Annotated in this window: 23 protein-coding genes; 5 read left to right on the plus strand and 18 right to left on the minus strand. The window is 72.7% G+C overall.

Translation table 11 applies throughout. The features are described from left to right. Positions 1-22 precede the first annotated feature (22 nt). Positions 23-775 carry an alpha/beta hydrolase gene (locus OHB04_RS04915; protein ID WP_326806880.1) on the plus strand — a complete coding sequence of 251 codons (753 nt, stop codon included), beginning with the start codon at positions 23-25 and terminating at the stop codon, positions 773-775. 41 nt (positions 776-816) lie between these two features. Here the strand turns inward: OHB04_RS04915 and OHB04_RS04920 are convergent, their stop codons facing one another. The 4 genes from OHB04_RS04920 to OHB04_RS04935 form a co-directional block, all read right to left on the minus strand. Then, a complete protein-coding gene (locus tag OHB04_RS04920) occupies positions 817-2,850 on the minus strand; it encodes a CocE/NonD family hydrolase (RefSeq protein WP_326686449.1) in 2,034 nt (677 codons plus the stop codon). 84 nt (positions 2,851-2,934) lie between these two features. After that, entirely contained in the window at positions 2,935-4,242 is a 1,308-nt protein-coding gene (locus tag OHB04_RS04925; protein WP_326809402.1) for an ATP-grasp domain-containing protein, read from the minus strand. Positions 4,243-4,599: 357 nt separating this feature from the next. Beyond that, positions 4,600-5,679: a PLP-dependent cysteine synthase family protein gene (locus OHB04_RS04930; RefSeq protein ID WP_326686450.1), complete on the minus strand. Its 1,080-nt coding sequence runs from the start codon at positions 5,677-5,679 to the stop codon at positions 4,600-4,602. Positions 5,680-5,690: 11 nt separating this feature from the next. After that, positions 5,691-6,371 carry a TetR/AcrR family transcriptional regulator gene (locus tag OHB04_RS04935; RefSeq protein ID WP_326806881.1) on the minus strand — a complete coding sequence of 227 codons (681 nt, stop codon included), beginning with the start codon at positions 6,369-6,371 and terminating at the stop codon, positions 5,691-5,693. A gap of 238 nt (positions 6,372-6,609) precedes the next feature. Between OHB04_RS04935 and OHB04_RS04940 the strand changes: the two genes are divergently transcribed. Further along, complete coding sequence (locus OHB04_RS04940; RefSeq protein ID WP_326806882.1) at positions 6,610-8,127, plus strand: FAD-dependent monooxygenase; 1,518 nt, start codon at positions 6,610-6,612, stop codon at positions 8,125-8,127. 74 nt (positions 8,128-8,201) lie between these two features. Here OHB04_RS04940 and OHB04_RS04945 read toward each other — a convergent pair whose 3' ends face one another. The 9 genes from OHB04_RS04945 to OHB04_RS04990 form a co-directional block, all read right to left on the minus strand. After that, complete coding sequence (locus OHB04_RS04945) at positions 8,202-9,416, minus strand: acyl-CoA dehydrogenase family protein (RefSeq protein ID WP_326686453.1); 1,215 nt, start codon at positions 9,414-9,416, stop codon at positions 8,202-8,204. A gap of 44 nt (positions 9,417-9,460) precedes the next feature. After that, positions 9,461-10,618 (minus strand): CaiB/BaiF CoA transferase family protein, encoded by a 1,158-nt coding sequence (locus OHB04_RS04950; RefSeq protein WP_326692590.1) that lies wholly within the window; start codon positions 10,616-10,618, stop codon positions 9,461-9,463. 136 nt (positions 10,619-10,754) lie between these two features. After that, positions 10,755-12,443 carry an acyl-CoA dehydrogenase family protein gene (locus OHB04_RS04955; RefSeq protein ID WP_326806884.1) on the minus strand — a complete coding sequence of 563 codons (1,689 nt, stop codon included), beginning with the start codon at positions 12,441-12,443 and terminating at the stop codon, positions 10,755-10,757. A gap of 79 nt (positions 12,444-12,522) precedes the next feature. Continuing rightward, positions 12,523-13,929, minus strand: a complete 1,407-nt coding sequence (locus OHB04_RS04960) for an MFS transporter (RefSeq protein ID WP_326806885.1) — start codon at positions 13,927-13,929, stop codon at positions 12,523-12,525. Positions 13,930-14,179: 250 nt separating this feature from the next. Continuing rightward, positions 14,180-15,082 (minus strand): LysR family transcriptional regulator, encoded by a 903-nt coding sequence (locus tag OHB04_RS04965; protein ID WP_326806886.1) that lies wholly within the window; start codon positions 15,080-15,082, stop codon positions 14,180-14,182. A gap of 417 nt (positions 15,083-15,499) precedes the next feature. Next, a complete protein-coding gene (locus OHB04_RS04975; protein ID WP_326686457.1) occupies positions 15,500-15,793 on the minus strand; it encodes a hypothetical protein in 294 nt (97 codons plus the stop codon). A 236-nt stretch (positions 15,794-16,029) separates the two neighbouring features. Further along, positions 16,030-16,350 carry a DUF7677 family protein gene (locus OHB04_RS04980; protein ID WP_326686458.1) on the minus strand — a complete coding sequence of 107 codons (321 nt, stop codon included), beginning with the start codon at positions 16,348-16,350 and terminating at the stop codon, positions 16,030-16,032. 150 nt (positions 16,351-16,500) lie between these two features. Beyond that, positions 16,501-17,586, minus strand: coding sequence for a phage baseplate protein (locus OHB04_RS04985; RefSeq protein ID WP_326686459.1), 1,086 nt, complete (start codon positions 17,584-17,586; stop codon positions 16,501-16,503). Positions 17,587-17,699: 113 nt separating this feature from the next. Next, positions 17,700-18,374 (minus strand): TetR/AcrR family transcriptional regulator, encoded by a 675-nt coding sequence (locus OHB04_RS04990; protein ID WP_326806887.1) that lies wholly within the window; start codon positions 18,372-18,374, stop codon positions 17,700-17,702. Positions 18,375-18,458: 84 nt separating this feature from the next. Between OHB04_RS04990 and OHB04_RS04995 the strand changes: the two genes are divergently transcribed. After that, positions 18,459-19,631: an FAD-dependent monooxygenase gene (locus OHB04_RS04995; protein ID WP_326806888.1), complete on the plus strand. Its 1,173-nt coding sequence runs from the start codon at positions 18,459-18,461 to the stop codon at positions 19,629-19,631. 52 nt (positions 19,632-19,683) lie between these two features. On the opposite strand, the gene OHB04_RS05000 is transcribed toward OHB04_RS04995, so the two are convergent. Next, positions 19,684-20,526, minus strand: coding sequence for an MOSC domain-containing protein (locus OHB04_RS05000; protein WP_326686462.1), 843 nt, complete (start codon positions 20,524-20,526; stop codon positions 19,684-19,686). A gap of 208 nt (positions 20,527-20,734) precedes the next feature. On the opposite strand from OHB04_RS05000, the gene thiI reads away from it, so the two are divergent. Beyond that, on the plus strand, positions 20,735-21,916 hold the full coding sequence (gene thiI, locus OHB04_RS05005) for a tRNA uracil 4-sulfurtransferase ThiI (protein ID WP_326692591.1): 1,182 nt from the start codon (positions 20,735-20,737) through the stop codon (positions 21,914-21,916). Here the strand turns inward: thiI and OHB04_RS05010 are convergent. The 3 genes from OHB04_RS05010 to OHB04_RS05020 form a co-directional block, all read right to left on the minus strand. Beyond that, positions 21,906-22,721: an SAM-dependent methyltransferase gene (locus OHB04_RS05010; RefSeq protein WP_326686463.1), complete on the minus strand. Its 816-nt coding sequence runs from the start codon at positions 22,719-22,721 to the stop codon at positions 21,906-21,908. The genes thiI and OHB04_RS05010 overlap by 11 nt on opposite strands. Positions 22,722-22,863: 142 nt before the next feature. Beyond that, positions 22,864-23,193, minus strand: coding sequence for an ANTAR domain-containing protein (locus OHB04_RS05015; RefSeq protein WP_326686464.1), 330 nt, complete (start codon positions 23,191-23,193; stop codon positions 22,864-22,866). 90 nt (positions 23,194-23,283) lie between these two features. After that, positions 23,284-23,412 carry a hypothetical protein gene (locus OHB04_RS05020; protein ID WP_326806889.1) on the minus strand — a complete coding sequence of 43 codons (129 nt, stop codon included), beginning with the start codon at positions 23,410-23,412 and terminating at the stop codon, positions 23,284-23,286. Positions 23,413-23,555: 143 nt separating this feature from the next. On the opposite strand from OHB04_RS05020, the gene OHB04_RS05025 reads away from it, so the two are divergent. Beyond that, positions 23,556-24,722: a PP2C family protein-serine/threonine phosphatase gene (locus tag OHB04_RS05025; RefSeq protein WP_326686465.1), complete on the plus strand. Its 1,167-nt coding sequence runs from the start codon at positions 23,556-23,558 to the stop codon at positions 24,720-24,722. A 97-nt stretch (positions 24,723-24,819) separates the two neighbouring features. Here the strand turns inward: OHB04_RS05025 and OHB04_RS05030 are convergent, their stop codons facing one another. After that, a complete protein-coding gene (locus OHB04_RS05030) occupies positions 24,820-25,326 on the minus strand; it encodes a MarR family winged helix-turn-helix transcriptional regulator (RefSeq protein ID WP_326686466.1) in 507 nt (168 codons plus the stop codon). Positions 25,327-25,369 lie beyond the last annotated feature (43 nt).

Genomic DNA, 25,369 nt, shown 5'->3' on the forward strand with positions numbered 1-25,369 from the left:
GGGTGCGTGAGTGAATGGGGGGATGAGCGAGATGTTGTCCTTCACCTGTGAGCACGACGGCGAGCTGCTGAGCGGCATCGAGAGCGGCACGGGCCCCGTCGCCGTCCTTCTGCTGCACGGCGCGGGGAACGGGAACAAGGAGCCACTGGTTCCGCTGGTGCGGGAGTTCGCTGCGGCCGGCACCCGCTCTCTCGCCTTCGACTTCTCCGGGCACGGACAGAGCACGGGCGAGCTGCGGGAGTTGAGCTTGCGGCGGCGCCTGGAGCAGGCCGTCGCCGTGGTCGAGCAGCGGGTGCCGCACGAAGTCCCGCTGGTGCTGGCGGGGTTCAGCATGAGCGGGCAGACGCTCGCGGACCTGGCGGGGCACTTCGGGCCGCGGGTGCGCGCGCTCGGGCTGTGCGCACCCGGCGTGTACGCCGCCGAGGCGTGGGAGGTGCCGTTCGGGGACGGCGACGGCGCGTTCAGCGAGATCATCCGCCGCCCGGACAGCTGGCGCGCGGCCCCGGCGCTGGAGGTGCTGCGCGGCTACGAGGGGCACGCGGTGCTGGCCGTTCCCGGCCACGACACGGTGATCCCGCCCGAGGTGACCGAGGGTATCGCGGGCGCGCTCGCGGCCCGCGCCCGTCTGCACCGGCTCGACTTCCCCGAGGCGGGGCACCGGTTGGGCGCGTGGTTCACCGACCACGCGCAGGACCGGCAGCGCTTCGTGCGGGCCGTCCTGGCGGGCGTTGACGGCGTGGCGGGCGTGGCGGGCGTGGCGGGCGAACAGGGCTAGCGAAGCGGCCGGGCGGGGCCGGCCCCCGCCCGGCCGGTGCCCTACAGGCAGTCCCGGGGCAGGGACTCGTTCCACGTACGGGAGAAGACGCGGCGGCCCGACTCGTGGGCGTCCAGCGTGGCGTGCACATGGAACTCGCTCTCGGTGCACGTCAACAGCGTGCGCGTGACCGTCTGCGCCTCCCACCCGTCGCGCCGGAAGGTCATGGTCCAGGTGGACTCGCCGCCGGCCGAGGTGAAGTCGTCGGCGACCGCCGTGTAGCGCTCGTAGGCGCGACGGCCGACATCGAGGGCGATGTCCTCGAAGCGCTCCATGCCCCGGTCCTTGACGATCTCCAGCTCGAAGTTGTAACCGATCAGGTCGCGCTTGACCTCCCAGCGTTCCTCGGGCGGCGAGAGCGCGGTGGTGGCCAGCGGCGGGGCGCCCTCGGCCTCCCCGAACGGCCGGTGAGCCGCCTCCCCCGCCTCGTCGGCCGTGCGCAGGGGCAGGGTGAGTGTGCTGGAGTTCTCATACACGCTCAGCAGCACCGGCTTGGGCGGCGGCCAGGCCAGGGGCCAGTACGAGGTGGACAGCGAGAGGCGGACGCGGTGGCCGGGCGGGAACGCCTGGGCCACGCCGTTGAGCTGGACGGTGGCCCGGTAGCGGCGTCCCGGCTCCAGGAGTTCGGGGGTGTCGGTGCCCGCGTGGTGGGTGAGGTTCAGCAGGCCGTAGGTGACCCGCGTGGCGGCTCCGTCCGGTGCGACGTCGGACAGCCGCGCGGCGACCTGTGCCACGGGCTCGCTGACCGAGAGGTCGAGCTGGACGCTGGGCGAGCCGAGGATCTCCACGCGCTCGGTGAGCGGTTCGGTCTCGAAGACGAGGGAGCCCCCGTCCTCCTCGCGCTGGTCGTAGGGCAGGTCGGGGGGCGCGTTGTAGGAGGCCCACTTGCCGCCGAACTGGCCCACCGACAGCGGCGAGCGCACCGTCAGCGCCTCCCCCGCTCCTGATGCGTCGCCCTCGTCGGTGGCGGGGCCGATGCGGTACTGCGCCAGCGGATAGGTCGCCTCCCGCACGTGCGGTGAGGGCCACTCCGGCTCGACGACCCACCTCCCGGGCCGCTCCTCGTACGAGGTGGACGGGGGCACGCTGTCCTGCATCCAGGTGCTCAGCATCGGCCCGTCCATGACGCCGTTGTCGGCGCCCTTGAGCCAGTGGTCCCACCAGCGGACGAGTTCCTGGAGGTAGCCGATCGCGGGCCCGGGCTCGCCCAGGTGCGGGAACTTGTGGGACCACGGGCCGATCAGTCCCTTGCGGGGCACGTCCAGGTGGGCGAGCAGCCGGGTGACGGCGTTGGAATACCCGTCGGCCCAGCCGCTGGAGGCCAGCACGGGACAGCGCACGTCCTGGTAGTTCTCGCACACGGAGGCGTGCCGCCAGTAGGAGTCGCGCCGCTGGTGGCGCAGCCACTCCAGCACCCACGGCTCGGTCTGCTCCAGCCGCTCGTGCCACATCCCGCGCCACCGGTCGCCGACGACGGCCGGGTCGGGCGGGCAGGTGGCGTAGGCGAACATGGTGCCCGCCTCGGCGAGGTTGTCCGACAGCAGCGTGCCGCCCATGTAGTGCATGTCGTCGGCGTACCGGTCGTCCGTGAAGGAAGCGATGGCGATCGCCCGCAGGCTCTCCGGCCGTCGCGCCGCGACCTGGAGTGCGGCGAAGCCGCCCCACGAGATGCCCATCATCCCGGTGTTGCCGTCGCACCAGGGCCGGGAGGCGAGCCAGTCGAGGACGTCCTCGGCGTCGCGCTGCTCCTGCTCCAGGTACTCGTCCTCCAGCACACCGTCCGAATCACCGGTGCCGCGCAGGTCGACGCGGGCGCACACATAGCCGTGCCCCGCCAGGTACGGGTGGTGGATGGAGTCGCGCACGGAGGTCAGGTCGCGCTGGCGGTAGGGGATGTACTCCAGGACGGCGGGGAGCGGCTCCTGGTCCGAGCAGACGGGGCGCCACAGCCGTCCCGAGAGCCGGGTGCCGTCCGGCAGGGGCACGGTGATCTGCTCTTCCTTGATGTCATAGGGCAGGTTGTTCACGCTGCGCATAGGCGCTGACTCCGCTCCTCTCCTGTCTCCGCGGTCCGGCCCCTTCTGCTTCCGGACCCCGTTCCCGACTGTCTCAGGCCCGGCTCACGCTCGCTGGTCCTGCCGCGCGGCGGAGTCGGGTGCCGTGGCGTCGGATGCCGCGCTGTCGGGCGTCGTGGCGTGGAGGCCGAGGGCCGCGACGGCGCGGTCGTACTTGTCGCGCAGTTCGTCGTCGTCCGCGCCGGCGGTGAAGATGTGGGCGATCTCGAAGCTGTAGCTGTCCTGCTGCGAGAGCTGCCGCAGCCGCTGGCCCTCCTCGGGGACGACGTCGATGCGCACTCCGGGTATTTCCTTCTCCACGGCGGCGATCTCCTCCTCGGTGGGCACCTGACGGACCACGCCGTCGGTGAACCAGCGGTGGTACCACTTGGCCGCGTACAGATAGGGCCCGGCGCGGTGCGGGAGGTCGGGGTCCCGGCCGAGGGCGAGAGCGAACATGCAGTGGTGGTTGGGGACGCCGTCGACGAACTCGAACAGCTCGGCGTGCGACTGGGAGTGCCGGGGGTTGATTTCCAGCAGGTTGATCTCGTCGCGCCCCGGGTCGTAGAAGAACTCGATGCTGAAGGTCGCCGCGTCCATGCCGATCTGCCGGATGACCCGCTCGGAGACCTCGGTCAGCCGCTGCTGGACCGGCGCGGGGAGGCTGCTGGGGTACTGGTGGCGCAGGAAGGAGGACGAGTCGGGGTAGGTGATCGAGTCGAGCACCCCGTAGACACTGACCCGGCCCTGGTGGACGTAGCCCTCGACGGCGCACTGGAGGCCGGACAGCGATTCCTCCGCCAGGCACACCATGCCGCCGACACCCTCCATCTCGGGCGGCAGCTCGACCAGGTCGAGGATGTACTCGAAGGGCCTGCCGACCCGGGCGATGCCCTCGCGGATCTCGGCGACGGCCGCGCGGAACTCCTCCAGGTTCTCGACCCCGTAGGCCAGTTCGGACGAGTAGGACAAGGCGGGCTTGAGCCACATGGGGAAGCGGACACCCTCGGGCGGCTCCGGCTCGGCCGCCTCCAGGTCCACCCTCCCGAAGCGCGGCAGCTCCTCGATGACCTTCTCCTGCTCCAGCCGGCTCCAGTACTTGTGCTCGCACTTGACCACCGACTCCAAGCCGGTGCTGCGCGTGCCGTACCGCTCCGCCAGGATCGGGATCATGGTGCTGACGGGGAAGTCCCAGTAGCCGACGATCGCGTCGACGGGGCCGTCGAAGGCGTCGAGCACGCCACGCGCCCGCTCCAGCAGGCCGGGCACGGACACCTCGTCCTCCTGGAGCTCTTCGGGGCTCAGCAACGGGTGGAAGCGGTAGCGGTTCGCGTCGGGCACGGCCTCCAGGGTGGCGCGGTTGGCGTCGTCCATACCGAGGACGAAGATGTTCTGCACGGTCTCCGCGGTCTTGGACGCGGTCTCGGATTCCGCGGTCTCGGATCCGGTGGTCTCGGTTGCGGGCACGGGTCCTCTTCACGTCGGGGTCGGGTGCCACGGGCGGAGCCCGGGGCGGCCGGGACGGCCGGGCGGCCTCGGCTGCGGGAGGCGGGTTGCCCCTCAGCGCTGCGGGAAAACCCGCTGTCCCGGGAACGTTCACCAGGCGCTCTGTGACCGGCCCTTGCGCGCGCCCCCTTCGCGGAGGACCAGCGGATTCCCGACGCCTTCCCGCTGGGCCGCGACGACGGCCAAGAACGCGTGCACGCCCGGCTCCCCGTTACGGATGAGCCCTCAACCAGGCCATTCTCCCGACTCGGCGAACCGGTCGAGCACCGTTTCGTACGGCATCGGGTCGAGCCCCTTGGCGGCGAGCCACTCGCCGTCGAGGTACGTACCCCGGTACGCCTCGGCGTGGTCGCCGCTCAAGGCGACCACGCTCCCCCGCCGCTCGGCCCGGCGCATCCGGGCCACCAGGTGGCACACCCCCCACAGCCCGGTGCCGGCCGCCGGGCCGCACTCGATCCCGGGGTGCCGGTGCAGCCGTCGCATGGCAGCGACGGAGGCGCCGTCCGGCACCGGGATCACCAGGTCGATCAGATCGGGCACGAAACCGGGTTCGGTGCGCGGGCGGCCGATCCCGGGAATGCGGGAGGGCATCCCGGTCGCATAGTCGTCACAGCCGCTCGCCCAGGCCGGGAAGTACGCGGAGTTCTCCGGGTCCACCACCGCCAGCCGCGTCGAGAGTCCCCGCCGCCGCAGATACCGTCCGATCCCCGCCGAGGTCGCCCCGGTCCCGGCCCCTGTCACGATCCACGCGGGGTCCGGGAACCGCTCCTCGCGCAGTCCGGCGAAGACCTCCTCGGCCACGGTGCCCTCGCCGTCCGCCCGGCCCGCCTCGACCGCGCCCGCGAAGTGGTCGAGGAAGTAACCCCCGCTGCGCCCCGCGAGGTCCCGCGCCTCGTCCTGGACCGCCGCCGGCGGCAGCTCCCCGAAGCGCCACCGACCTCCGTACTCCCCGATCCGGGCGAGTGCGGAGGGCGGCGTCGACGATGGCAGGACCGTTGTGAACCCCAGCCCGACAAGCCGCGCGAAGTACGCCCCGGCGACGGCCACCGCCCCGCTGGTGGCGGCCACCACCTCGGTCCCCTCCGTGAGGGTGCCCCCGGCGATCGCCTCGCGGAACATCGTGCGCACCAGCCGGTGCTTCACGCTCCCCGTCGGCTGCGCCGACTCGTCCTTCAGATAAATGTCGATCTCCGGAAACGCCGGAAAGCGCAGCGGAACCAGGGGAGTCGGCCCGCTGCGCCGGGCGTCGAGGGCTAGCCGCCGGATCGCCTCCGCTGCCCAGGGCCGGGCGGATGAGTCAGCCATGGCACAGGACCCTAAGCGGTGCTGCCCGGACTGCCCACCGGGCGGGTCCCCTGCCCCGGTTCGGCCTCCCTGCCGGACACCGCCGTCGGCTGCCCGGCCTCCGGGTCTTCGTGGAGCAGCGCGTGGATGGAGGCGGTGAGGTCCACGATGAGGCGTTCCGCGCTCATCTCCGCCAGGGCGCCGGCCCGGATGACGTAGCGGCTGAAGGTGACTCCGACGAGCAGCGCGGCGAGGAACGGGACCCGGTGCTCCAGCGCGTGCTCGCCCAGGAGCCGACGGTAGATCGCGTTGGTCCGTTCCTGCATGGCCACGTAGAGCTCTCCGGCGGCGCCTTCGTCCTCCGCGGCACCGCGTACGAGCGCGACGAACGTGTCGGTGCCCTCGGGCGCCTCCAGGCGGCGCACGAATTCCCGGGCGATGCGCGCGGACAGGGGCTCGGGAGAGTCCTCGGCCAGTTCGTCGACGGACCGGGTGCCGGGGACGGCGGTGAGGAACAGGTTCTCCTTGCTGCCGAAGTGGCGCAGCACCAGCCCGTGTGTCACGCCCGCACGGTGGGCGATGTCCCGCAGGGTGGCCCGGCTGTAGCCGCGCTCGGCGAAGGCGCGGGCCGCCGCGTCGAGGATGGCCCGACGGTGCAGCTCCGGATCGCGGACGCGGCGCGGCCGGTCGGCAGGGGTGTCGGCGGTGGGCATGCGCCGACCCTAGTGCCCCTCCCGGCAGCCTTCGCCCGGTCACGCCGCCCGGCACGCACGCTCCTTGACGAGCAGCCTTGGCCCGGTCGCGGCACCAGCCGCTCCGGTCACCGGCGCACCGGTGGTCGATCGCGCACGGGAGAGGGCCTCTCGGCGGCCGGGTAGCATAGCTAATGACCACTGGTCACTAGTAGCTGTGCTCATCTCCGTGCCTCTCTCCACCGGGAGTTGAACCGTCATGTCCGCAACGCGTCAGGCACCGCCCCAGGGCTCCTCGGACCATCAGGTCGTGATCGCGGGAGCCGGACCGGTCGGTCTCTGGCTGGCCCATGAACTCGCCCTCGCCGGCGTCTCCGTCCTCGTGCTGGAGCGGGAGGAGCGACGCAGCCCGCACTCCAAGGCCCTGGGCATCCAGCCGCGCACCGTCGAGGTGCTGGCGATGCGGAACCGCCACCGGGACACCCTCGCCGCCGGCCGGCCCCTGCCCAACTGGCACTTCGGCATGCTGGAGTCCCGTGTCGACTTCAGTTCGCTGCCGACCCCTTTCCCGTTCCTGCTGGCCCAGCCGCAGACGGTCACCGAGGAGCTGCTGGAGCGCTACGCCACCGAGTTGGGCGCGATCGTCCGGCGGGGCCACGAGGTCATCTCACTGGTCCAGGACGACTCGTCGGTCACCGTCCGGGTGGGCGGCCCCGATGGCGCGTACGAGGTGAGCGCGCCATACGTGGTCGGCACGGACGGCGCCCGCAGCACCGTGCGCCGGGAGGCCGGCATCGACTTCCCCGGGTCCGGCACCTCGGCCTACGGCTTCCTCGGCGAGGTGGTTCTCGACAACCCGCCGCGGAACCCCGGCTTCGCCGCCCTTTCCGAGGCCGGCCGCCTCCTGGTCGTCCCACTGCCGGACGGCAGGTTCCGCGTCACCGGATACGATCCGGCCGACCAGCGGCACGACGTGCCCATGACGCTGGACGGACTGCGCGATGCCTCGCTGCGGATCGCCGGCACCGACTTCGGCATGCGCTCACCCTCCTGGCTGTCCCGGTTCGGCAACGCGACCCGGCTGGCCGCCGCCTACCGGAGCCGCCGGGTGCTGCTGGCCGGGGACGCGGCCCACATCCACTGGCCGGCCGGGGGCGTCGGCCTGAACGTCGGGCTCCAGGACGCCATGAACCTCGGCTGGAAGCTGGCCGCCGTGCTCCAGGGGCGGGCCGCCGCGGAGCTGCTGGACACCTACCACGCCGAACGCCACCCGGTCGGCGCCGAGCTGGCCGAGCACACCAAGGCCCAGGGCGCCCTGATCAGCGGGCTGACCCCGGAGGTCACCGCACTGCGCGGCCTGCTGAACGAGGCCATCGCCTCGGAGCCCGCGTTCGCGCGGCTGCTGGCCGGAAAGCTCTCCGGACTCGACACCGTCTACCGGCCCGCCGACGCGGACGCACACCCCCTGACCGGCGGCCGTGCCCACGACCCGGAGGGCGAGGGCGTCTTTCCGCTGCTGCACGACGGCCGCGCGGTGCTCCTGACCATGGGCGGCGAACCGGTGGACAGCGAGGTGGCCGAACGGGCGGCGGCGGCCGGCATCTCCGTCCACCCGAGCCGGCTCGCCAGGACTGGTGGACCCGCGTGGTCCGGCGTCACGGCGGCGCTGATCCGCCCCGACGGGCGCGTGTGGTGGGCGACCGAACAGCCGTGTTCCGGGGCGGGATTCGCGGCCGAGGTGGGCAAGGCACTCGACGGGCTGCCGGCGGTCTTCTGACGTCCGGTGCGCGGGAGTCCCGCTCCGTGGGGTGCGCGGGAGTCCCCGTTCCGTGCGGTGCGCGGGAGTCCCGCTCAGCGGCCGTCGGCTCTGAAGGCCGAGTGGCCGGTCAGGGCCTGGCCGAGGGCGAGGGTGTGCATCTCGCCGGTGCCCTCGTAGGTGAGGACGGACTCCAGGTTGTTCATGTGCCGGATGACGGGATATTCCAGGGAGATGCCGTTGGCGCCGAGCAGCGTGCGCGCCGTACGGCAGATCTCCAGGGCCTCGCGCACGTTGTTGAGTTTGCCGAAGCTGATCTGGGCCGGGTGCAGCGCGCCCTCGTCCTTGAGCTGGGCGAGGCGCAGCGCCACGAGGGTGGCCTTGTGCAGTTCGAGCGCCATGTCGGCGAGCTTTTGCTGGGTGAGCTGGAAGGCGGCGAGCGGGCTGCCGAACTGCTCGCGCTCGCACACGTAGTCGCGCGCCGTCTGCCAGGCGGAGCGCGCGGCGCCGGTGACGCCCCACACGATGCCGAAGCGGGCCTCGCCCAGGCAGGTGAGCGGCCCGGACAGGCCACGGGCCGCCGGCAGCAGCGCTTCGGGCCCGAGCCGTACGCCGTCGAGCACCAGCTCGCTGGTGACACTGGCGCGCAGCGACATCTTGTGCTTGATCTCCGGTGCGGAGAAGCCGGGAGTGCCGGCGGGGACGAGGAAGCCGCGTACGCCGTCGTCGGTGCGCGCCCAGACGACGGCGAGGTCGGCGACGGAGCCGTTGGTGATCCACATCTTCCGCCCGTCGAGGATCCAGTCGGCGCCGTCGCGGCGGGCGCGGGTCCGCATCGAGGCGGGGTCCGAGCCGTGGTCGGGTTCGGTCAGGCCGAAGCAGCCGATGGCCTCACCGGCCGCCATGCGCGGCAGCCATGCGCGCTTCTGCTCTTCTGAGCCGAAGCGGTGGATCGCGAACATCGCCAAGGAGCCCTGGACGGAGACGAAGGAGCGCAGGCCCGAGTCGCAGCTCTCCAGCTCCCGGCAGGCGATGCCGTAGCTGAGCGCGGAGGTCCCGGCGCATCCGTAGCCGGTCAGATGCATACCGAGCAGGCCCAGCTTGCCGAACTCACGGGCGAGTTCGCGCAGCCGGGGCAGCTTGCCGTCCTCGTACCAGCGGGCGATGTGCGGCTGTGCATGGTCGGCCAGGCAGGCGCGAACGGTGTCACGGACCGCGCGGTCCTCGTCGGAGAGAGTGCCCTCGATACCGAGCGGGTCGAGGGGGTCGATCGGGGCGAGCGGGGCGGGCCCGCCGGTGCGGGTGGACATGGGGTGCTCCTGAAAGAGGCGGGGCGGGGGTACGGGAGGGTCGGCTAACGGCCGAGGAGCGCGGCGATCTCTGCCTCGTCGTAGCCCAGTTCGGCCAGGACCTCCGCGCTGTGCTGGCCGAGGGTGGGCGGGGCCGAGCGCACCGGAGGGCGCCGGCCGCGGAAGCTGGCGGGGAAGGCGACCTGGCTGAGGGGGCCGGCATCGGGGTGGTCGGTCGTGGCGACGATGCCGAGGGCCTCGGTCTGCGGGCAGTCGTAGACCTCGTCGAGGGAGCGGATCGGGGTCGCCGGGACGCCCGCGGCCTTCAGCGTCGTACACCAGTGCCCGACGGTTTCCTCGCGCAGTACGGCCTCCAGTGCGGCGTTGAGCTCGTCGCGGTGTTCGACGCGGGCGCGGTTGGTGGCGAAGCGGGGGTCCTCGGCGAGGGGCGCGAGGCCGAGTACGCCGCACAGCCGCCGCCACAGCCCGTCGTTGCCGACGGCGATCACGAAGTGGCCGTCGGAGGCTGGATAGGCCTGGTACGGCACGAGGCTGGGGTGGCCGGAGCCGAGGCGGGCCGGCCGCTCGCCGGTGGCGAAGTATCCGGTGGCCCAGTTGATGTGCAGCGCGAGCTGCGACTCGTACAGCGAGGTGGTCACATACTGTCCGCGCCCGGTGCGCTCGCGCTCGACCAGCGCGGCCAGCAACCCGATGGTGCCGAACAGCGCGGCGCCGAGGTCGCCCATGGCGTACCCGGCCTTCACGGGCGGCCCGTCCGGTTCGCCGGTGAGCGACATCAGCCCGGCGGCGGCCTGCGCGACCATGTCGTAGCCGGGCTCGTCGCGCAGCGGCCCGGTCTCGCCGAAGGCGGAGATGTGCAGCAGCACGAGGCGGGGGTAGCGCTCGCTGAGCTGCTCGTAGCCGAAGATCTCGGCGAGCGAGCTGCCGGGGCGGAAGTTCTCGACCAGCACGTCGGCGTCGGCGAGCATCCGGTGCACGGCCTCCTGTCCCTGCGGGGACTTGAGGTCGAGGGTGACGGAGCGCTTGTTGCGGTTGGCGGCCAGGTAGTACGTGGCGTCCGGGCCGTTGAACGGGGGTCCCCACTGCCGGGTCGGGTCGCCGCCTTCGGGATGTTCGACCTTGATGACGTCGGCGCCGAGGTCGGCGAGGCTCATGGTCGTATAGGGCCCGGCCAGAATCTTGGACAGGTCGACCACCCGCATTCCGGCGAGCGGCGCGGGCCGGTCGAGCGGCACGGGGCCTCCGGGCGCGGTCTCGGAGCGGGTGTCGCCGTCGGGGCGGATGCCGCCGTCGGAGCGGACGTCTTTGTCGGGAGAGGTGTCGCCGTCGGAAGGGGTGTCAGGAGACATGCGCCGCCTCCTCGTCGAGGTGGCCGCCGTCCGCCAGCTCGGCCAGGTGGGCGAGCGCGTGGGGCGGCAGGGCGTGCGGGGCGTCCAGGCGGGCGAGCCAGGTGTGGGCGACCAGTGCCTTCCGCCGGCCGCGTCCGGTGGCCGCCTCGTGCTCGGCCTGTTCCAGCAGCAGCGTGCCCATGACGGTGCGGGCGAGGTCGTCGGCGTACGCCGCGACGCCCGACTGCTGTGCCTCCTCGGGGAGTTCGAGGAGCAGATCGCCCTCCTCTCGCAGCCGCGCCCAGCGGCCGGCCAGCGAAGCGGCGGCCTTCAGGGTGAGGCCGCCGAGGCGGTGCACATAGGTGTCGGCAAGGGTGTGGTGCGCGGTCTCGCGGCGCATGCAGCGCAGGACGTCGAGCGCGATGACGTTGGAGGAACCCTCCCAGATGGAGCCGAGGTGGGCGTCGCGCAGCAGCCGGGGGTTGACCCAGTCCTCGATGTACCCGTTGCCGCCGCGGATCTCCATGGCCTCGGCGGTCACCTGCCGGGCCCGCTTGCACACGTGGAACTTGGCCAGCGGCGTCAGCATCCGGATCAGTTCGCGGGCCGCGCCGTCTCCGGCGTCCGCCTCGTCCAGCCGCGCGGCGCCCTCCAGGACGAGGCCGAGCGCGGCCTCGGCGTCCAGGAGCAGCGGCAGCAAGGTGGCGCGCATCAGCGGCTGGTCGAACAGCGGCTTGCCGAAGACCTCGCGGGCCCGGGTGTGCTGGACCGATTCACGTACGGCGCGGCGCATGAGCGCTGCCGAGCGCATGGCGTTGGAGAGCCGGGAGACGTTGAGCATCTCGGCCATCTGCGGGAATCCCCTGGCCAGTTGACCAACGGGGCGGGCGTAGGCGTCCTGGAGGGTGACCTCGCCGCTGGCCATGGAGCGGGCGCCGAGCTTGTCCTTGAGCCGGTCGATACGGATGGCGTTGCGGCTGCCGTCGGGGCGCAGCCTGGGCACCATGAACATGCCCAGTCCCCTGGTGCCCTCGCCCTGCCCTGGGACGCGGGCGAGGGTGAGGATGACGTCGGCCGTGACGTTGGAGGCGAACCACTTGTGGCCGGTGAGGGTGTAGTGGCCGCCGTGGTCGGTGGCGGTGGTCTCCGTCTTGCCGACGTCGGTGCCGCCCTGCCGTTCGGTCATGAACATCGCGCCGGTGGCGCGGGTGCCCGGCTCGGTGGAGGTGAGCGCGGCGATCTCCTCGGAGAATCCGTCCGGGTCGAACAGCCGCAGGACGCGCGCCGCCGAGTCGGTCATCGACAGCGGGCAGGCCAGGCCGAACTCGGACTGGACGAACAGATAGGACAGCGCGTACTTCACGGTGTGCGGGACGGGGGTGGGCCAGCCGAGCACACCCGGCCGGTGCGACATGGCGGCCAGCCCGAATCTTTCGTAGGCCAGCTCTTCCATGCGGGCGAAGGCGGGGTGGTGGTCGACCTCGTCGATGCGCCGCCCGTCGGGCGCGTACTGCCGCAGACGGGGCGGATGGGCGTCGGCGACGGCGGCCAGCGTGTCGAGTTCACCGGCCGCGACGGCACCGAGCTCGTCGAGCACGGGCTCGGCCCGCGCGCGGTCCTCGTCGGACAGCAAGCGCTCCAGCAGCGGGCGCAGCGCGGGTTCGCCGTCGGCGGGGCCGACGTGGTTGATGTCCTGCATGTGGTGCTGTCTCTCTGTCGGCGGGGCGGGATGGGGCGGAGTGAGGCGGGGTCGGGGTTCCGGGCACGGGTCCGGAGGGTTACGTCGAGGCCGGCGAGTTCCGCGAGGCACCTGGCCCGGCGTCCTTGGACGCGGCCTCCGTGGACGCGGCCTCCCCGGGCGCGGTGTCCGGCGTCTCCGCGCTCGCCGTGGCGTCGTCGCCCCCGGTGCGGGCGAGCAGCGGCAGGACCCCGACGAGCGTGATCCCCACATAGCCGAGGCCGAGCGCGACCACCGGCCAGATCGAGCCGGTGCGGTCGAGGAGGAACTGCGAGCACAGCGGCGCGGTTCCGGCGAAGAGCGTGGTGCACAGCTGGTAGCACAGGGACATGCCCGTGTAGCGGATCTCGACGGGGAAGACCCGGGCGAGGATCCCGGCGAGCGCCGCGTAGTACATGGCGTGTGGGAAGGTGGCGAGCGCCATGCCCAGCACCGCGAGCCAGTACGAGCCGGTGCCGATCAGCACGAACATCAGCGGCAGCAGCACGAATTCGGGCAGGAGCATCCACCACACCGCTCTGCTCAGCGGCCACTTGGCGGCCAGTACGGCGCCGAAGGGCTGGACGAGCGTCTGGACGACGAGCGCCACGGAGATGACCGTCAGGAAGGAGGAGCGGTCGAAGCCGAGGTCGGAGGTCGCCCAGGACAGCGCGAAGGTGGTCTTGACGTAGGTGATGGCCACGCCCGCCGTACCGGCCAGCACGCCGAGGAACACCAGGAGCGGGTAGCGGCCCAGGACATCCTTGACGGGCAGCTTGGAGACCCGCTTGCTCTCCAGCGCCCGCCGCATCTCCGGGGTCTCCCCCAGCCGCAGCCGGATGAAGAGCCCGACCGCGACGAGTACGGCGGAGGCGAGGAAGGGCACCCGCCAGCCCCAGGACTCGAAGGCCGCGTCGTCGAGCTGGGCGATGGCCAGGAAGGAGAGGGTCGCCAGGAGATTGCCGACCGGTGAGCCCTGCTGTGCGAAGGCGCCGTACAGCAGCTTCCTGCGGGGCGGCGCGTATTCGGTCGCGATGAGGACGGCGCCGCCCCACTCACCGCCCATGGCGACGCCCTGGACCATCCGCAACAAGATGAGCAGCACCGGCGCGGCGGCACCGATCTGCGCGTATCCGGGGAGCAGCCCGACGCAGAAGGTGGCCGCGCCCATCATGGTGAGGGTGGTGACGAGCGCCTTCTTGCGGCCGTAGCGGTCGCCGAAGTGGCCGAATATCAGCCCGCCGAGGGGGCGCGCGAGGAAGCCGACCCAGAAGGTGGCGAAGGCCGCGAGGGTGCCGACGGCGGGCGAGGCCCCGGTGAAGAAGATCTTGCCGAGGACCAGCGCCGAGGCCGAGCCGTAGATGTAGAAGTCGAACCACTCGATGGTGGTGCCGACGAACGCGGTGATCCCGGCCTTCCGTGCCTCCTTGGCACCTGGCGGGGGTGGTGGGGATGCTGGCTGCTGCATGGCGAGTCCTCTCGTGGCGAGCGGGTCCCGCTACGGGAGGCACCATCGGGGCCGGTCCACGCGCCGCTGCGAGACGCGGATCACTCTGGCAGCCGGTATTAAGCACTGTCCAAGATTGATTTCGAGGTGCAGTGAGACGTTGTGCGTCGTAATCGCGAGGCGAGCGATGTGAAGCGTCCGGCGGGCGGCGTGCGACGTAAGGGGGGCGGCGGCCTGCGGTGTGAAAGAGCGGTCTGCGGGGCCGCCGCGCTCAGCTCGGATGCCCTGCCGGGGTCGGCAGCACGCGCTCGGCGACGCGCAGCACGGAGCGCAGTGCGGCGGAGTCGTTGCCGGCTCGCCAGGCCAGCGCGATCCGCAGCGGCGAGACCTGCCCGGCCAGCGGCCTGAACTGGACGTGTTCCAGGCGGATGTCGCGGGCCGACTCGACCACCAGCGCGACCCCCACCCCGGCGCCGACGAGGGCCAGCAGGCTGTAGGAGTCGGGGGCCTCCTGGGTGATCCTGGGCGCGAAGCCCGCCTCGTGGCACGCCTGCACCACCGCGTCGCGTACGGCGGAGCCGCGGGTGGCGGGGAAGGTCACGAACCGCTCCTGAGCCAGCTCGGCCAGCTCCACGCTCTCCCGTTCCACCAGCGGGTGGGTGTCGGGCAGGGCGAGGAACAGGTGCTCGACCCGCACGGCCCTGGTGTGAATGCCGCGCCGCGCGGGGAGGGCCACGAAGCCCAGGTCAAGCGTCCCGTCGGTGATCCTCCCCAGCGCCTCCCCCGAGTAGGTCTGGCCCTCCAGCACCAGCTCGATGCCGGGGAGTTCGGAGGTGACGGCGCGGGCCAGCACCGGCAGCGCCGCATAGCTGCTGGCCCCCGCGAAGCCGACGGAGACCCTGCCCACCTCGCCCGCTCCCGCAGCGCGCACGGTCCGGCGTATGACGGCGGCCTCGGCGAGCAGGTGCCGCGCCGGTTCGAGGAGGGCCTGCCCGGCCGAGGTCAGCCGCACCGACCGGGTCGTACGGTCGAACAGCGTGACGCCCAGATCGCGCTCCAGCAATCGGATCTGCTGGCTCAGCGGCGACTGGGCCATGTGCAGCCGCTCGGCGGCGCGCCCGAAGTGCAGCTCCTCCGCGACGGCGACGAATCCGGAGAGATGACGTAGTTCCACCCCCCGACGATCTCAGCCGCCGCCGCCCGGCCTCAACGCGCCGTCTCCAGCAGCGCGGCGGCGCAGTCCTCGGCCAACTCCTCCGCGTGCGCCGGCAGCCCGCCGCCGTACCGGCCGCCGTCCCGCAGATGACGGCGTACGAGGGACAGGGGCAGGTCGACCAGGGCCAGGGTGATCCGTTCGACGGCCTGCGGGTCCCGGGCAGCCCAGCTCTCCGGCCAGGTGGTGCGCCCGGCCCGGCGCGGCGGCCACTGACGGGCCGACGGCCGGTCGCTGACGGGCCGTCGGTGACCGGCGAACGGTCGGCCCCCGGCCCGCCGCGGCCACGGGCCGGAGCCGGGGCGCGGGGTGCCGGGGGCCGAGGAGGGCCGGGGGCGGGGGCCGAGAGCGACGGCCCCCGGGCCCGCCGTCCAGCGGTCAGATACGCCCGTGGGTCAGCCGGGTCAGGGGGCCCGTCTTGCGGGAGGCGCTCTTGCGGCCCAGGGCGAAGGCACCGGCGAACAGTGCGATCAGACTGCCGCCCGCACCCGCCGCGATCTTCTTGCGTGCCTTCACAAGAGCCAGCCCCGCCGTGGCCTTGGTGCCGACGGCCTCGGCGGCCTTGGCCGCCCGCTTCGCACCGTCACCGGCGTCCACCACGGCGCTCCGCGCCTTGGACGCGGCGCCTCCGGTCGTACCGTTTGCCTTCGCGTTCTTCACAGAGTCAGCCATGCGGCCACGGGTTGCCCATCGTCCCGTCCCGAAACCCGCCCGCGTGCCGCCGCTCGACGCCCAACTCCACGTTGACCGTTGCTCACGTTCCGTCGACCCACTCCGACCCGTCGACCGGTCGCCGCCCCGGGTACAAGCACGGTTTCCGGGCCACGGGAGAGGTGCAGCCGCTCCGTGGCGAGGAGGGCACCGAGGAGTTCGCCATGGTCCGGGACCTGGCCGCGGCGCTGTGGCCGTCACGGGCCGTGGAGTTCGGTCTCCCAGGGAGCGAGCGGCGGGTCGGGGCGGTAGCCGGGGTCGCAGTGGGCGCGGAGCCACTGGGCGGCCCGGTGTTCGGCCTCGTCGGCGTTGAGGACGGTGCCGTCCTCGTCCGTGCGCAGGACGTTGGCGAAGACCGCGAAGGCCTGTTCCAGGGGCGAGCCGAAGGTCATGAGACCGGCGCGGTAGTCGATACCGTCGAGGACGTCGTCGGCGAGGGTGCCGTTGGCCAGGTAGAAGGCGAAGAAGCGGAGCGCGGCGCGTACATCGGTGGGCAGGGCGTTCCCGGGCTGGTGCATGTCGCCATCTTGAGGGCCGCCGACGGCGCGCGTCACGGGCGGCCGGGCGACGCGCGTCACGGCCGGAACCCGGTGCACCCGTGGCCGTGGGGCCCTTCACCGCAGGACACCACGGTGTCGGGCCACCGCGAGGTGCTCACGCGAGGGGGCTCAGCGGCCCTCGAAGCCGAGCCTGAGCACCTCCGGGCTGCGCCTGAGATCGGTGGTGTAGACGGAGAAGAGCCGTACGCCCTCCTCGCCGCAGGCGAAGCCCACGCACAGCCGGGGGCACGGATGCTGGAGCACGGCCAGTCCCTCCGGCTCGAACAGGCCGCCCCCGGAAGCCGGGGCGGGGCGCACCCGCTGGACGGTCCGGCCCGTGCCCAGGTGCACACAGGTCAGCAGCGGCTCGGCGGACGGGCCGTTCTCGCTACAGGTGAGCTGGTAGGCGTAGTTGCCGTAGACGGCCATGCCCTGGTGGTACAAGTGGCCGTCGGGCATGGGCTGGACGAAGTCGGTCAGCGCCTGGAAGTTCCCGGCCCGGAAGCGGTCCAGGTCGTAGAGCGCGAACCGGTAGGCGCCCGAGCGCCGGTAGCGCAGCAGCAGACGGCGCGCGTACGGGTCGAGCGCGACCTGGTTCTTCGTGCTGCCGGGGCGGGGCCGGAAGGTGTCCAGCGCGCCGTCGTGGTGCTCCAGCACCGCGCCGGGACGGAAGCGGAAGCGGGCCAGCCCTCTGCCGTTCCCGGTGGAGGAGCTGGCGTCCCACTCGGTCCACAGCGCGGGTCTGCCGGGGTGGCGCGTCTCCACGCCCATGGTGCCGCCGTGTCCGAAGCCTCTGAGGTACATGTGGCCGAGCGGCTCGCCCGTCATCGACAGCGCGTTCATGCACAGGTCACCGCGCCGCAGCCGCTCGCCGTGCGAGAGCGGGCCCTCCTCGTCCGGGAGCTGGATGCCGCCCTCCATCACCTGGAGCGCGTACATCCGGGCCCGCCGCTCGTCGAAGGCGAAGGACTGGATGGCCGTCCTGTGCCACAGCCGCCGGTCCAGCAGCGGCCCTTGGCGGGGCTCCGGCATGGCCCAGCTCCCCTGTTCCGGGCCGGGGGACGCGGCGGCGGCCTGCGAGGGGGCGGGACCCGGCGAAGCGGCAGCCGGCCTGCGGGCGGCGGCGAGCGCCGTCGGCACCAGTGCTCCAGCGGCTGCGGCGCCGTACTCCAGCACGCGTCTGCGGCGGATCGGCGCGCGGTGGTGGTCCGCCATGGCAACCCGTCCTTCCTGTCGGCGCTCCACACTCCTCGCACGACAGGGATCACCGGCGACGCGCCGCCGGTACCGGAAATGGAGCATTTTTCATACGAATGTGCCCGGCCTGCTCAGCCGCCTTGCGGACCTTGTACGGCAGCGGTGACCAGGGACGCGATCTCCTCCTCCGACACCTGGCCGCCACCCACCAGCCGGTCGAACACCAGCCCGTCGACGCAGGCCAGCAGCGTGAGGGTGCGGGCGCCGGGGTCGGCGACACCCTGCCGGGCCAGAAAGTCGCGCATCACGTCGCGAGCCGCGTTCTCACGCGGGGTGAGGATCTCGCGCAGCTCCGGATGGCGGACACTCTCCACGGCGCAGGCGTAACGCGCCAGGGTCCGCTCCCGCCCCTGCCCGGTGAGCCGCCGGCGGGTGAAGGCGGCCAGCGCTCCGGTCAGCTCCGCCACGCTCCGTGGCGGCGGTACCCGCTCCCCCTCGGCCTGCAACTCCGCCTGGTCGAGCACCACGAGCCGCCGCACCAGCGCGGTCAGCAGGGCCTGGCGGGTGCGGAAGTAGGCCGAGGTGGTGCCCGCCGGGAGGCCGGCGCGGGCGTCCACCGCACGGTGGGTCAGGCCTCGCATCCCCGCGTCGGCGAGCACGGCGACCGCCGCGTCCGCGAGGACCGTACGGCGGTCGAGGGTGGCAGGGCGGTCCGGAGCGGCGGGGCGGGCAGGGGTGTCGCCGTGCCCGGCCGTCGCACGGCCCGGGGCGGTGCGGTCCGGCGCTGTGTTCCGGTCGGATGTCACCACCCCTTTCTACACCCGTAGAAGAGGAGAGTAGACTCCTCCTTCTACAGATGTAGAAGACCGGCGGCGACAGGGAGGTCCCGTATGGGTGGCAGCGCGGTGGTGGCCGGCGGCGGGATCGGCGGACTGGCGGCGGCGCTCGGGCTGCGGCGGATCGGCTGGGAGGTCACCGTCATCGAGCGCGCGCGGGTCCTCGACGACGCGGGCGCCGGCATCTCGCTGGCGGCCAACGGCATGCGCGCGCTGGAAGAGCTCGGCGTGGGCGCCCCCGTCCAGGAGGCGGGACGGCGCCAGTACACCGGTGGCACACGCACCCCCGACGGGCGCTGGCTGGCGCGGATGGACGGCGTCGCGCTGGAGCGGAAGCTGGGCACGCCCATCGTCGGCATCCCGCGCGCCACGCTGCACCAACTGCTGCGTGAAGCGCTGCCGTCCGGCTGTGTGCGCGTCGGCGCCGAGATGACCTCCCTCGACGACTCGGACCCGGCCAGGCCCCGCGTCGGGTGCGAGGGCCCCTCCGCCGCGGCAGCCTATGAGGCGGACCTCGTCGTGGGCGCCGACGGCATCAACAGCCGACTGCGGACGGCGATGTTTCCCAGCTACCCCGGCCCCGTCCACAGCGGCTCGACGGTGCTGCGGGCGGTGACGGAGCGCCCCGTGGAGGGGCCGTACGGCGACTTCGAGCTGACGTGGGGCCCGGGCACCGAGTTCGGCCACATCCGGTTCGCGGACGGCCGGGCCGAGTGGCACGCGGTGCTCAACTCCCCGGCCGGGGTGCGGTACGCGGACCCGCTGGAGCGGATGCGCCGCCGGTTCCAGGGGTGGCACCAGCCGGTTCCCGCGCTGCTGGCGGCGACCCGCGCCGAGGACGTCCTCCACCACGACGTCGGCGAACTGGCCGCTCCCCTGCCGTCGTACGTGCGCGGCCGCGTCGCCCTGCTCGGCGACGCGGCCCACGCCATGTCCCCGCACCTGGGCCAGGGCGCCTGCCAGGCGCTGGAGGACGCGGTCACCCTGGCCGCGGCGCTGGCGACGGAGCGCGACACCGCATCCGCGCTGCTCCGCTACGACACGGAGCGCCGCCCGCGCAGCCAGTCGGTGGCGAGAGCCGCTCGGCAGGCGGGCCGCATGGGCCAGCAGCTCAGCCATCCGCTGGCTGTCACCGCGCGCAACGCGGCCCTGCGGCTGGTCCCTGCGGGCGCCGCGGTCCGCGCGGTCCTGCGGCACGCCGCGTGGACCCCGCCCCGGCTGACCTGACCCGGCCCAGGACAGGCCCCACCGGCCGGCCTCGCCGCATTCCGGGCCCCCGCTACAGCTCGGAGTCCGCCCAGGCGGTGACCTCCGCCTTGTCGCCGACCGCGAGGGCCCCGGTGCGCAGGACGGCGAACTTGCTGCCGAAGGCGACGCCGCCGCCGGTGGCGCGCCGGTAGCGGGCGAGCGCACGCAGCGGCTCGGGGCCGGACTTGACCCCCGTCCGCTGCTCGACGGTGGTGACCACGCAGCGGATGGCGAGCTTGGCGTAGCCCAGTTCGGCGTCTCCGAAGGTCACCCGCCGCACCCGGTCCTCGGCGTGGGGCTCCTCCTCCCAGCCGTCGACCACGATGTTCGGACGGAAGCGGTTCATGGGCATCGGAGCCTCCCCGGCCGCGGCCAGCCGGTCGTTCAGATCCCGCAGGGAGGCGAGGGAGAGCATGTGGACGGCGCAGCTGTCCGCGTAGCCGGAGGTGCCGGGCACCTGGCCGTCCGTCACACGGTCGTGCTCGGGCGGGACGCGCACCAGCCTGCTGGGCGCGCCGAGCAGGTCGGAGAACCATGCGGCGGCCTCGTCGCCCTGGTCGACACCGGAGTACGGATTCCCGAACATCTCCACCTCCCGCCGGGGGCCCGAGGCGGCCAGGGGGATGTGGGCCGAGCCGTGTCCCGGCGCGCTCAGCGTCAGCCGCTCTTCCCCGCCGGCGCCGTGCGGGGCGACCTCGGGCCGTACGAGGGCCAGCTCCGGGTCGCGCCGCTGCGTGCGGCCCGCGCCGTCGGGCGTGATCACCATGAAGGCGCGGTCGTGCGCGAGTCCGGCGCGGGTCAGTTCCGCTTCGCGCACGCGGGCGGCTCCACAGCCCTTCACCGGGTAGTAGGCCAACTCGACGACCTCAGCCATGCGTTCCTCCGCTGCTCCTGGTGCCCGACGGAAACGGTCCGGGCTTCGCATCCTGCCATCACAGGGGGTGGCATAGCCTGGGCGGGAGAAGGAGACGCACGTGACCACCGAAGGGCCCGGCCCCATCATCGAACCGCCCCAGTCGCCCGACCCGTCCCCCTCGCTCTCGCCGCCGCACCAGCGCGGGCGGGACGACGCGCAGGAGTGCGTGCTGCTCAAGCACGGGGAGGTCTTCTTGCGCGGGCACAACCGCGCGCGCTTCGAGGACCTGCTGCACAACAATCTGCGGGAGGCGCTGGACGTCCTCCCCGGCCCGACGTGGACCGAGCGGGGCCGCAGCGTCACGCTCGTCGGCGGGCAGGTGCCGCAGGAGGAGCTCGTCGAGTGCGTACGGCGGGTGATCGGCTTCAACGTCGTGCAGCCCGCGCTGCGCACCCGCAGCACGGAGGAGGACATCGGCGCCCTCGCGGTCCGGGTCCTGCGCCGGGTGCGCGCCGAGCGGGGTGCGGTCACCTTCGCGGTGCGTGCCCGGCGCAGGGACAAGTCCTTCCCGCTGACCTCCTCCGTCCTCTCCGCGGCCATCGGCACCCGGGTGCAGCGCGAGACGGGGCTGCCGGTGGACCTGTCCTCGCCCGGTGTCGAGCTGGCGGTCGAGGTCGACCGGCGAGGCACCTGTCTGTCGTGGTCGCGACTGCCCGGCCAGGGCGGGCTTCCGGTGGGCTCCAGCGGCCGGGCGCTGGCGCTGCTGTCGGGCGGCTACGACTCGCCGGTGGCCGCCCACCGTGCCATGCGCCGGGGGCTGGCCTGCGACTTCGTGCACTTCACCGGTGCTCCGTACACGGACGCGGCCTCCGTCTACAAGGCGTACGCGCTGGCCAGGGAACTGAACCGCTTCCAGCCGGGCGGCACGCTGCATGTCGTCCCCCTGGGCAAGGCGCAAAAGCAGCTCGCGGTGGCGGGCGCCGGGCGGCTACAGGTCGTGGCGCAGCGGCGGCTGATGGCGCGGACCGCGAGCGTGCTGGCCGGACGGCTGGGCGCCGAGGCCCTGGTGACCGGGGACAGCCTCGGCCAGGTCGCCAGCCAGACGGTGGCGAACCTGGCGGCGGTGGACGAGGCGGCCTCCCTGCCGCTGCTGCGCCCGCTGCTGGGCTGGGAGAAGCAGGAGATCATCGACGCGGCCCGGGCGCTGGGCACCGCCGCTGTCTCCGTGCTCCCCGACGAGGACTGCTGCTCGCTGCTCATGCCGCGTCAGGTCAGCACGAAGGCCAGGGTGCCCGATGTGCGGCGTGTCGAGCGGCGGCTGGAGCTGGACGACCTCGTCGAGGAGCTGCTGGCGGGCGCCTGGTCGCTGAGCCCCGGCGGGGAGGACGACCCGGGACCTACGGCTTGATGCCGAGCCCCGCCCACACGCCGACCTCGGAACTCTCGACCATGCCGGGCAGCTGGGGTCCGTCGTCCAGCTCGGGCCGCCAGTCGCAGCTGGCGACGAGCCCGGGCTCGACCATCGTGAGCCCGTCGAAGTAGCGCCGGACGTCCTCGCGGGGCCGGAGGCGGCACACGAGACCGCGCGCCACGTAGGAGTCGGCCAGCCGCTGCATATCCGGATCCAGGTCGGCGGTGCCGTGCGAGAGCGCCAGGGCGCTGCCGCTGGGCAGCTCCTCCAGGAGGCGTTCGACGATGGCGTCCGGCGAGTCGGAGTCGGGCACGAAGTGGAGCAGCGCGATCAGGGAGAGGGCGATCGGCTGGTCGAAGTCGAGGGTCTTGCGGGCGTGTTCGAGGATGAGGTCCGGCTCGCGTACATCGGCCTCGATGTAGTCGGTGGCGCCCTCGGGGGTCCCGGTCATCAGGGCGCGTGCGTGGGCGAGCACGATCGGGTCGTTGTCGGAGTAGACGATCCGCGCGTCCACGTGCTCCGCCTGGGCGATCTGGTGGAGGTTGGGCGAGGTGGGGATTCCGGTACCGATGTCGAGGAACTGGCGCATCCCCATGTCCCGGCCGAGGTGGCGGACCACCCGGTGCATGAAGGCCCGGTTGTGCCGGGCGGCGACCATGGCGTTGGGGTAGGCGCGGAGTGATTCGCCGGCCAGCTTGCGGTCGACGCTGTAATTCGTCTTGCCGCCGAGAAAATAGTCATAGAGGCGAGCGCTGTGCGGGCGGACGCCCAGCCCTTCGGGAACCACGGTCTCATCGCTCATACGCTCTCCCGGACGTGGGTGATGTGCCGGTCCAATGTGCCAGACAGGTGTGCCAACCACTCTCGTACAAAGTGGAGTTGGACGCCACGCCCCGCCGGGACTTCACGCCCCTTTGTGCGCCCCCTGCCGCCGCCCGGCGGATTCAGCCGCTTCCGGACGCGGCATCCGTGGCCTTGCCCGTAGCGCCCGTGACCCTGCCGCGGGACGCCAGCAGGGCGGAGCGCAGCCAGGGAGGCATGGGCTGCGCGTGGGCGCTGTCGGCCACCGTCGCGGCCACGATGTGCAGCTTGGTGTTGGTCTGCTGGGAGGTGTCCACGAGGATGTTCCAGGCGATGTCGGCCGAGCAGTGCCAGGAGGCCATCAGGACGCCCCTGGCCTGGTCGATCACGGGGCGGGTCTCCATGGCCCTGTGCAGCTGTTCGACTTCCCGCCGGAGGCGGAGCACCTCCTCGCACCGCGCGTGGGCGTCCACGCCCAGGCACCCGTCCGGGCACCTGTCTGTATTCTCCGCGGGCGATTTCTTACCGGCGGAGGTGTAGACCCCCGGTTCACTGGTCACTCGTCAGATCATCTCCGCCGGTTCGGTCCAGGAGCCGGCGTGGTAGCGCCCCGGACCTGTCCTAGGCGGGCCGGGCGCGTGTCCGTCGATGGCGCCGCCCCAGCCCGGGGGCGGCGCCGCGAGTGGATTCATGAGATCCTCCGGAAGACAATTGTTGTCGGACGACATGTGTCTCCCTGCCCCCTCGACGCTGACGCACACCTGTGAGCTGCGAAACACCGGAGGGGCTACCGCGCCCCTCGTCCGTACGGAGCATCAGGAAGAATCAGAGGACCGTGGACAAACTCATCGCTCTTGAGCGCGCCCTGCGCACCGCACCCCCGCATACGCTGCTGGACCTCACCACTGAGACGCTGCGGGAGTACGACGCGTCGAACGTCGAACTGCGCATGATCGACTACGGGCTGACAACTCTCCAGAGCGTGCATCCGAGCGCTTCCGAGGGCCCTGTGCGCGTCGCCGCGTACAACACCCCCGAGGGACGGGCCTTCGGCGCACAGGAGCCGGTGCTCGTACCCGACGAACCGCGCGGCACTGTGAACGTACACCTGCCGGTGACCGTACGAGGCGATCGGATGGGGGTATTCTCCGCCACCTTTCCCCAGTCCGTGTGCGACCCGGAGCTGCTGGCCTCCCTCACCCAGGTCTGCGAGGCGCTCGGCCACGAGATCCAGGTCGCCGAGCGGGACACGGACCTGTTCCTGCTGGCCCGGCGTACGACCCGACTGACCCTCGCGGCCGAGATGCAATGGCAGCTGCTGCCCGGGCGCTCCTGCGCGCGCCCCGAGTTCGCGCTGGGCGCCCACCTGGAGCCCGCCTACGCCATCTTCGGCGACAGCTTCGACTGGTCGGTGACGGAAGAAGCGCTGACCCTGACCGTCCTCAACGGGATGAACGAGGGCATAGAGGCCGCCTTGCTGACCCACCTGGCGGTCAACGCGCTGCGCAACGCGCGACGGGCCGGGCTCGACCTGGTCGGCCAGGCGACCCTCGCCGACCAGGCGATCTACGCGCAGTACCGGGGAGAGGCCCACCTGTCCGTGCTGCTGTTGCGCTTCGACCTGGCGACCGGCGACGTCGAGGCGATCGACGCCGGCTCGCCCCGGGCCTGGCGCATGCACGACGGCGGCGCCGTCGAGCGGGTCTCCTTCGAGGCGCAGCTGCCCCTGGGCATGTTCGAGGACACGCCCTATCTCGCCGAGCACTTCCGCGTCACGCCCGGAGACCGGCTGCTCATCGGCAGTGACGGCGTGTACGAGACGGCGTCGCCCGACGGGGTGCCCTACGGGGAGCGCGCGCTGGCCCGCACGCTCGGCGCCACCAAGCTGCTGCCGCCCTCACAGGTGCCGCGCGCGGTGCTGCGCGAGCTGGCCGAGTACCGCGATACGGCGCCGGTGCTGGACGACGCGCTCGCGGTCTGCCTGGACTGGTACGGCCGCTAGGGAGTGTTCGGATGCCGGACCCGGCGGGCTCATGGCCGGGCCCGCCGGCCCCGGCTTCAGCCGCGGCTCCCGCTCCGGTCACCGTCGGCTCCCGCTCTCAGGCGGGTCTGACGGCGGTGTCATCCGCCGCCAGGGGAAAAGAAGACGAGCGGGTCTCCGCAGCGTCGAGAAAGCCCCTGAGCCCCTTCAACAGCGCGTCCCGTTCCCGCTGCGGCATCGAGGAGAGGACGGCGAACAGTGCCTGCTCCCGCTGCTCGCGGAGGCTGCTGAGATAGCTGCGGCCCCGAGCGGTCAGATGCAGCTCCAGCTCCCGCCTGCTGGTGGGGCTGGGCACGCGCTCCACGAAGCCGATGGCCTCCAGGCGGTCGCACAGTCGGCTGACCGAGGAGGGCGCCGAGCCCAGCGCCTCACCGAGAGCACGCAGATTGATGCCCTCATCCCGGTCGACGCAGTACAGAACCCGAAGCTGGGACGGGGAGACGGGGGCCGGGGAGACGGCTTCTCTGCCGCGCTCCCAGAGCACCTCGAGCAGCTCGATGACCTCGCCTGCCGTCCGTGCGGCGTCATGGGGGTTACGACCGGGGGGCGTGGGGTTCACTCCCATGTCAGTGACACTCCATCTCGGCAACGGTCCCTGGTGAGGTGCG

The sequence above is a fragment of the Streptomyces sp. NBC_01775 genome, from assembly GCF_035917675.1.
Taxonomy (GTDB): Bacteria; Actinomycetota; Actinomycetes; order Streptomycetales; family Streptomycetaceae; genus Streptomyces.

Bases quoted from the DNA above. Each gene is read 5' to 3' on its own strand.
- OHB04_RS04935 (WP_326806881.1), bottom strand. From the start codon at position 6,371: ATGCCCACCGCCGACACCCCTGCCGACCGGCCGCGCCGCGTCCGCGAT.
- OHB04_RS04955 (WP_326806884.1), bottom strand. From the start codon at position 12,443: ATGCAGGACATCAACCACGTCGGCCCCGCCGACGGCGAACCCGCGCTG.
- OHB04_RS04925 (WP_326809402.1), bottom strand. From the start codon at position 4,242: ATGGACGACGCCAACCGCGCCACCCTGGAGGCCGTGCCCGACGCGAAC.
- OHB04_RS05010 (WP_326686463.1), bottom strand. From the start codon at position 22,721: ATGAGCGATGAGACCGTGGTTCCCGAAGGGCTGGGCGTCCGCCCGCAC.
- OHB04_RS04930 (WP_326686450.1), bottom strand. From the start codon at position 5,679: ATGGCTGACTCATCCGCCCGGCCCTGGGCAGCGGAGGCGATCCGGCGG.
- OHB04_RS04975 (WP_326686457.1), bottom strand. From the start codon at position 15,793: ATGGCTGACTCTGTGAAGAACGCGAAGGCAAACGGTACGACCGGAGGC.
- OHB04_RS05000 (WP_326686462.1), bottom strand. From the start codon at position 20,526: ATGGCTGAGGTCGTCGAGTTGGCCTACTACCCGGTGAAGGGCTGTGGA.
- OHB04_RS04945 (WP_326686453.1), bottom strand. From the start codon at position 9,416: ATGTCCACCCGCACCGGCGGGCCCGCCCCGCTCGCCCCGATCGACCCC.
- OHB04_RS04960 (WP_326806885.1), bottom strand. From the start codon at position 13,929: ATGCAGCAGCCAGCATCCCCACCACCCCCGCCAGGTGCCAAGGAGGCA.
- OHB04_RS04985 (WP_326686459.1), bottom strand. From the start codon at position 17,586: ATGGCGGACCACCACCGCGCGCCGATCCGCCGCAGACGCGTGCTGGAG.
- OHB04_RS05020 (WP_326806889.1), bottom strand. From the start codon at position 23,412: ATGAATCCACTCGCGGCGCCGCCCCCGGGCTGGGGCGGCGCCATCGAC.
- OHB04_RS04950 (WP_326692590.1), bottom strand. From the start codon at position 10,618: ATGCGGGTGGTCGACCTGTCCAAGATTCTGGCCGGGCCCTATACGACC.
- OHB04_RS04940 (WP_326806882.1), top strand. From the start codon at position 6,610: ATGTCCGCAACGCGTCAGGCACCGCCCCAGGGCTCCTCGGACCATCAG.
- OHB04_RS04995 (WP_326806888.1), top strand. From the start codon at position 18,459: ATGGGTGGCAGCGCGGTGGTGGCCGGCGGCGGGATCGGCGGACTGGCG.
- OHB04_RS04980 (WP_326686458.1), bottom strand. From the start codon at position 16,350: ATGCACCAGCCCGGGAACGCCCTGCCCACCGATGTACGCGCCGCGCTC.
- OHB04_RS04920 (WP_326686449.1), bottom strand. From the start codon at position 2,850: ATGCGCAGCGTGAACAACCTGCCCTATGACATCAAGGAAGAGCAGATC.
- OHB04_RS05030 (WP_326686466.1), bottom strand. From the start codon at position 25,326: ATGGGAGTGAACCCCACGCCCCCCGGTCGTAACCCCCATGACGCCGCA.
- OHB04_RS04915 (WP_326806880.1), top strand. From the start codon at position 23: ATGAGCGAGATGTTGTCCTTCACCTGTGAGCACGACGGCGAGCTGCTG.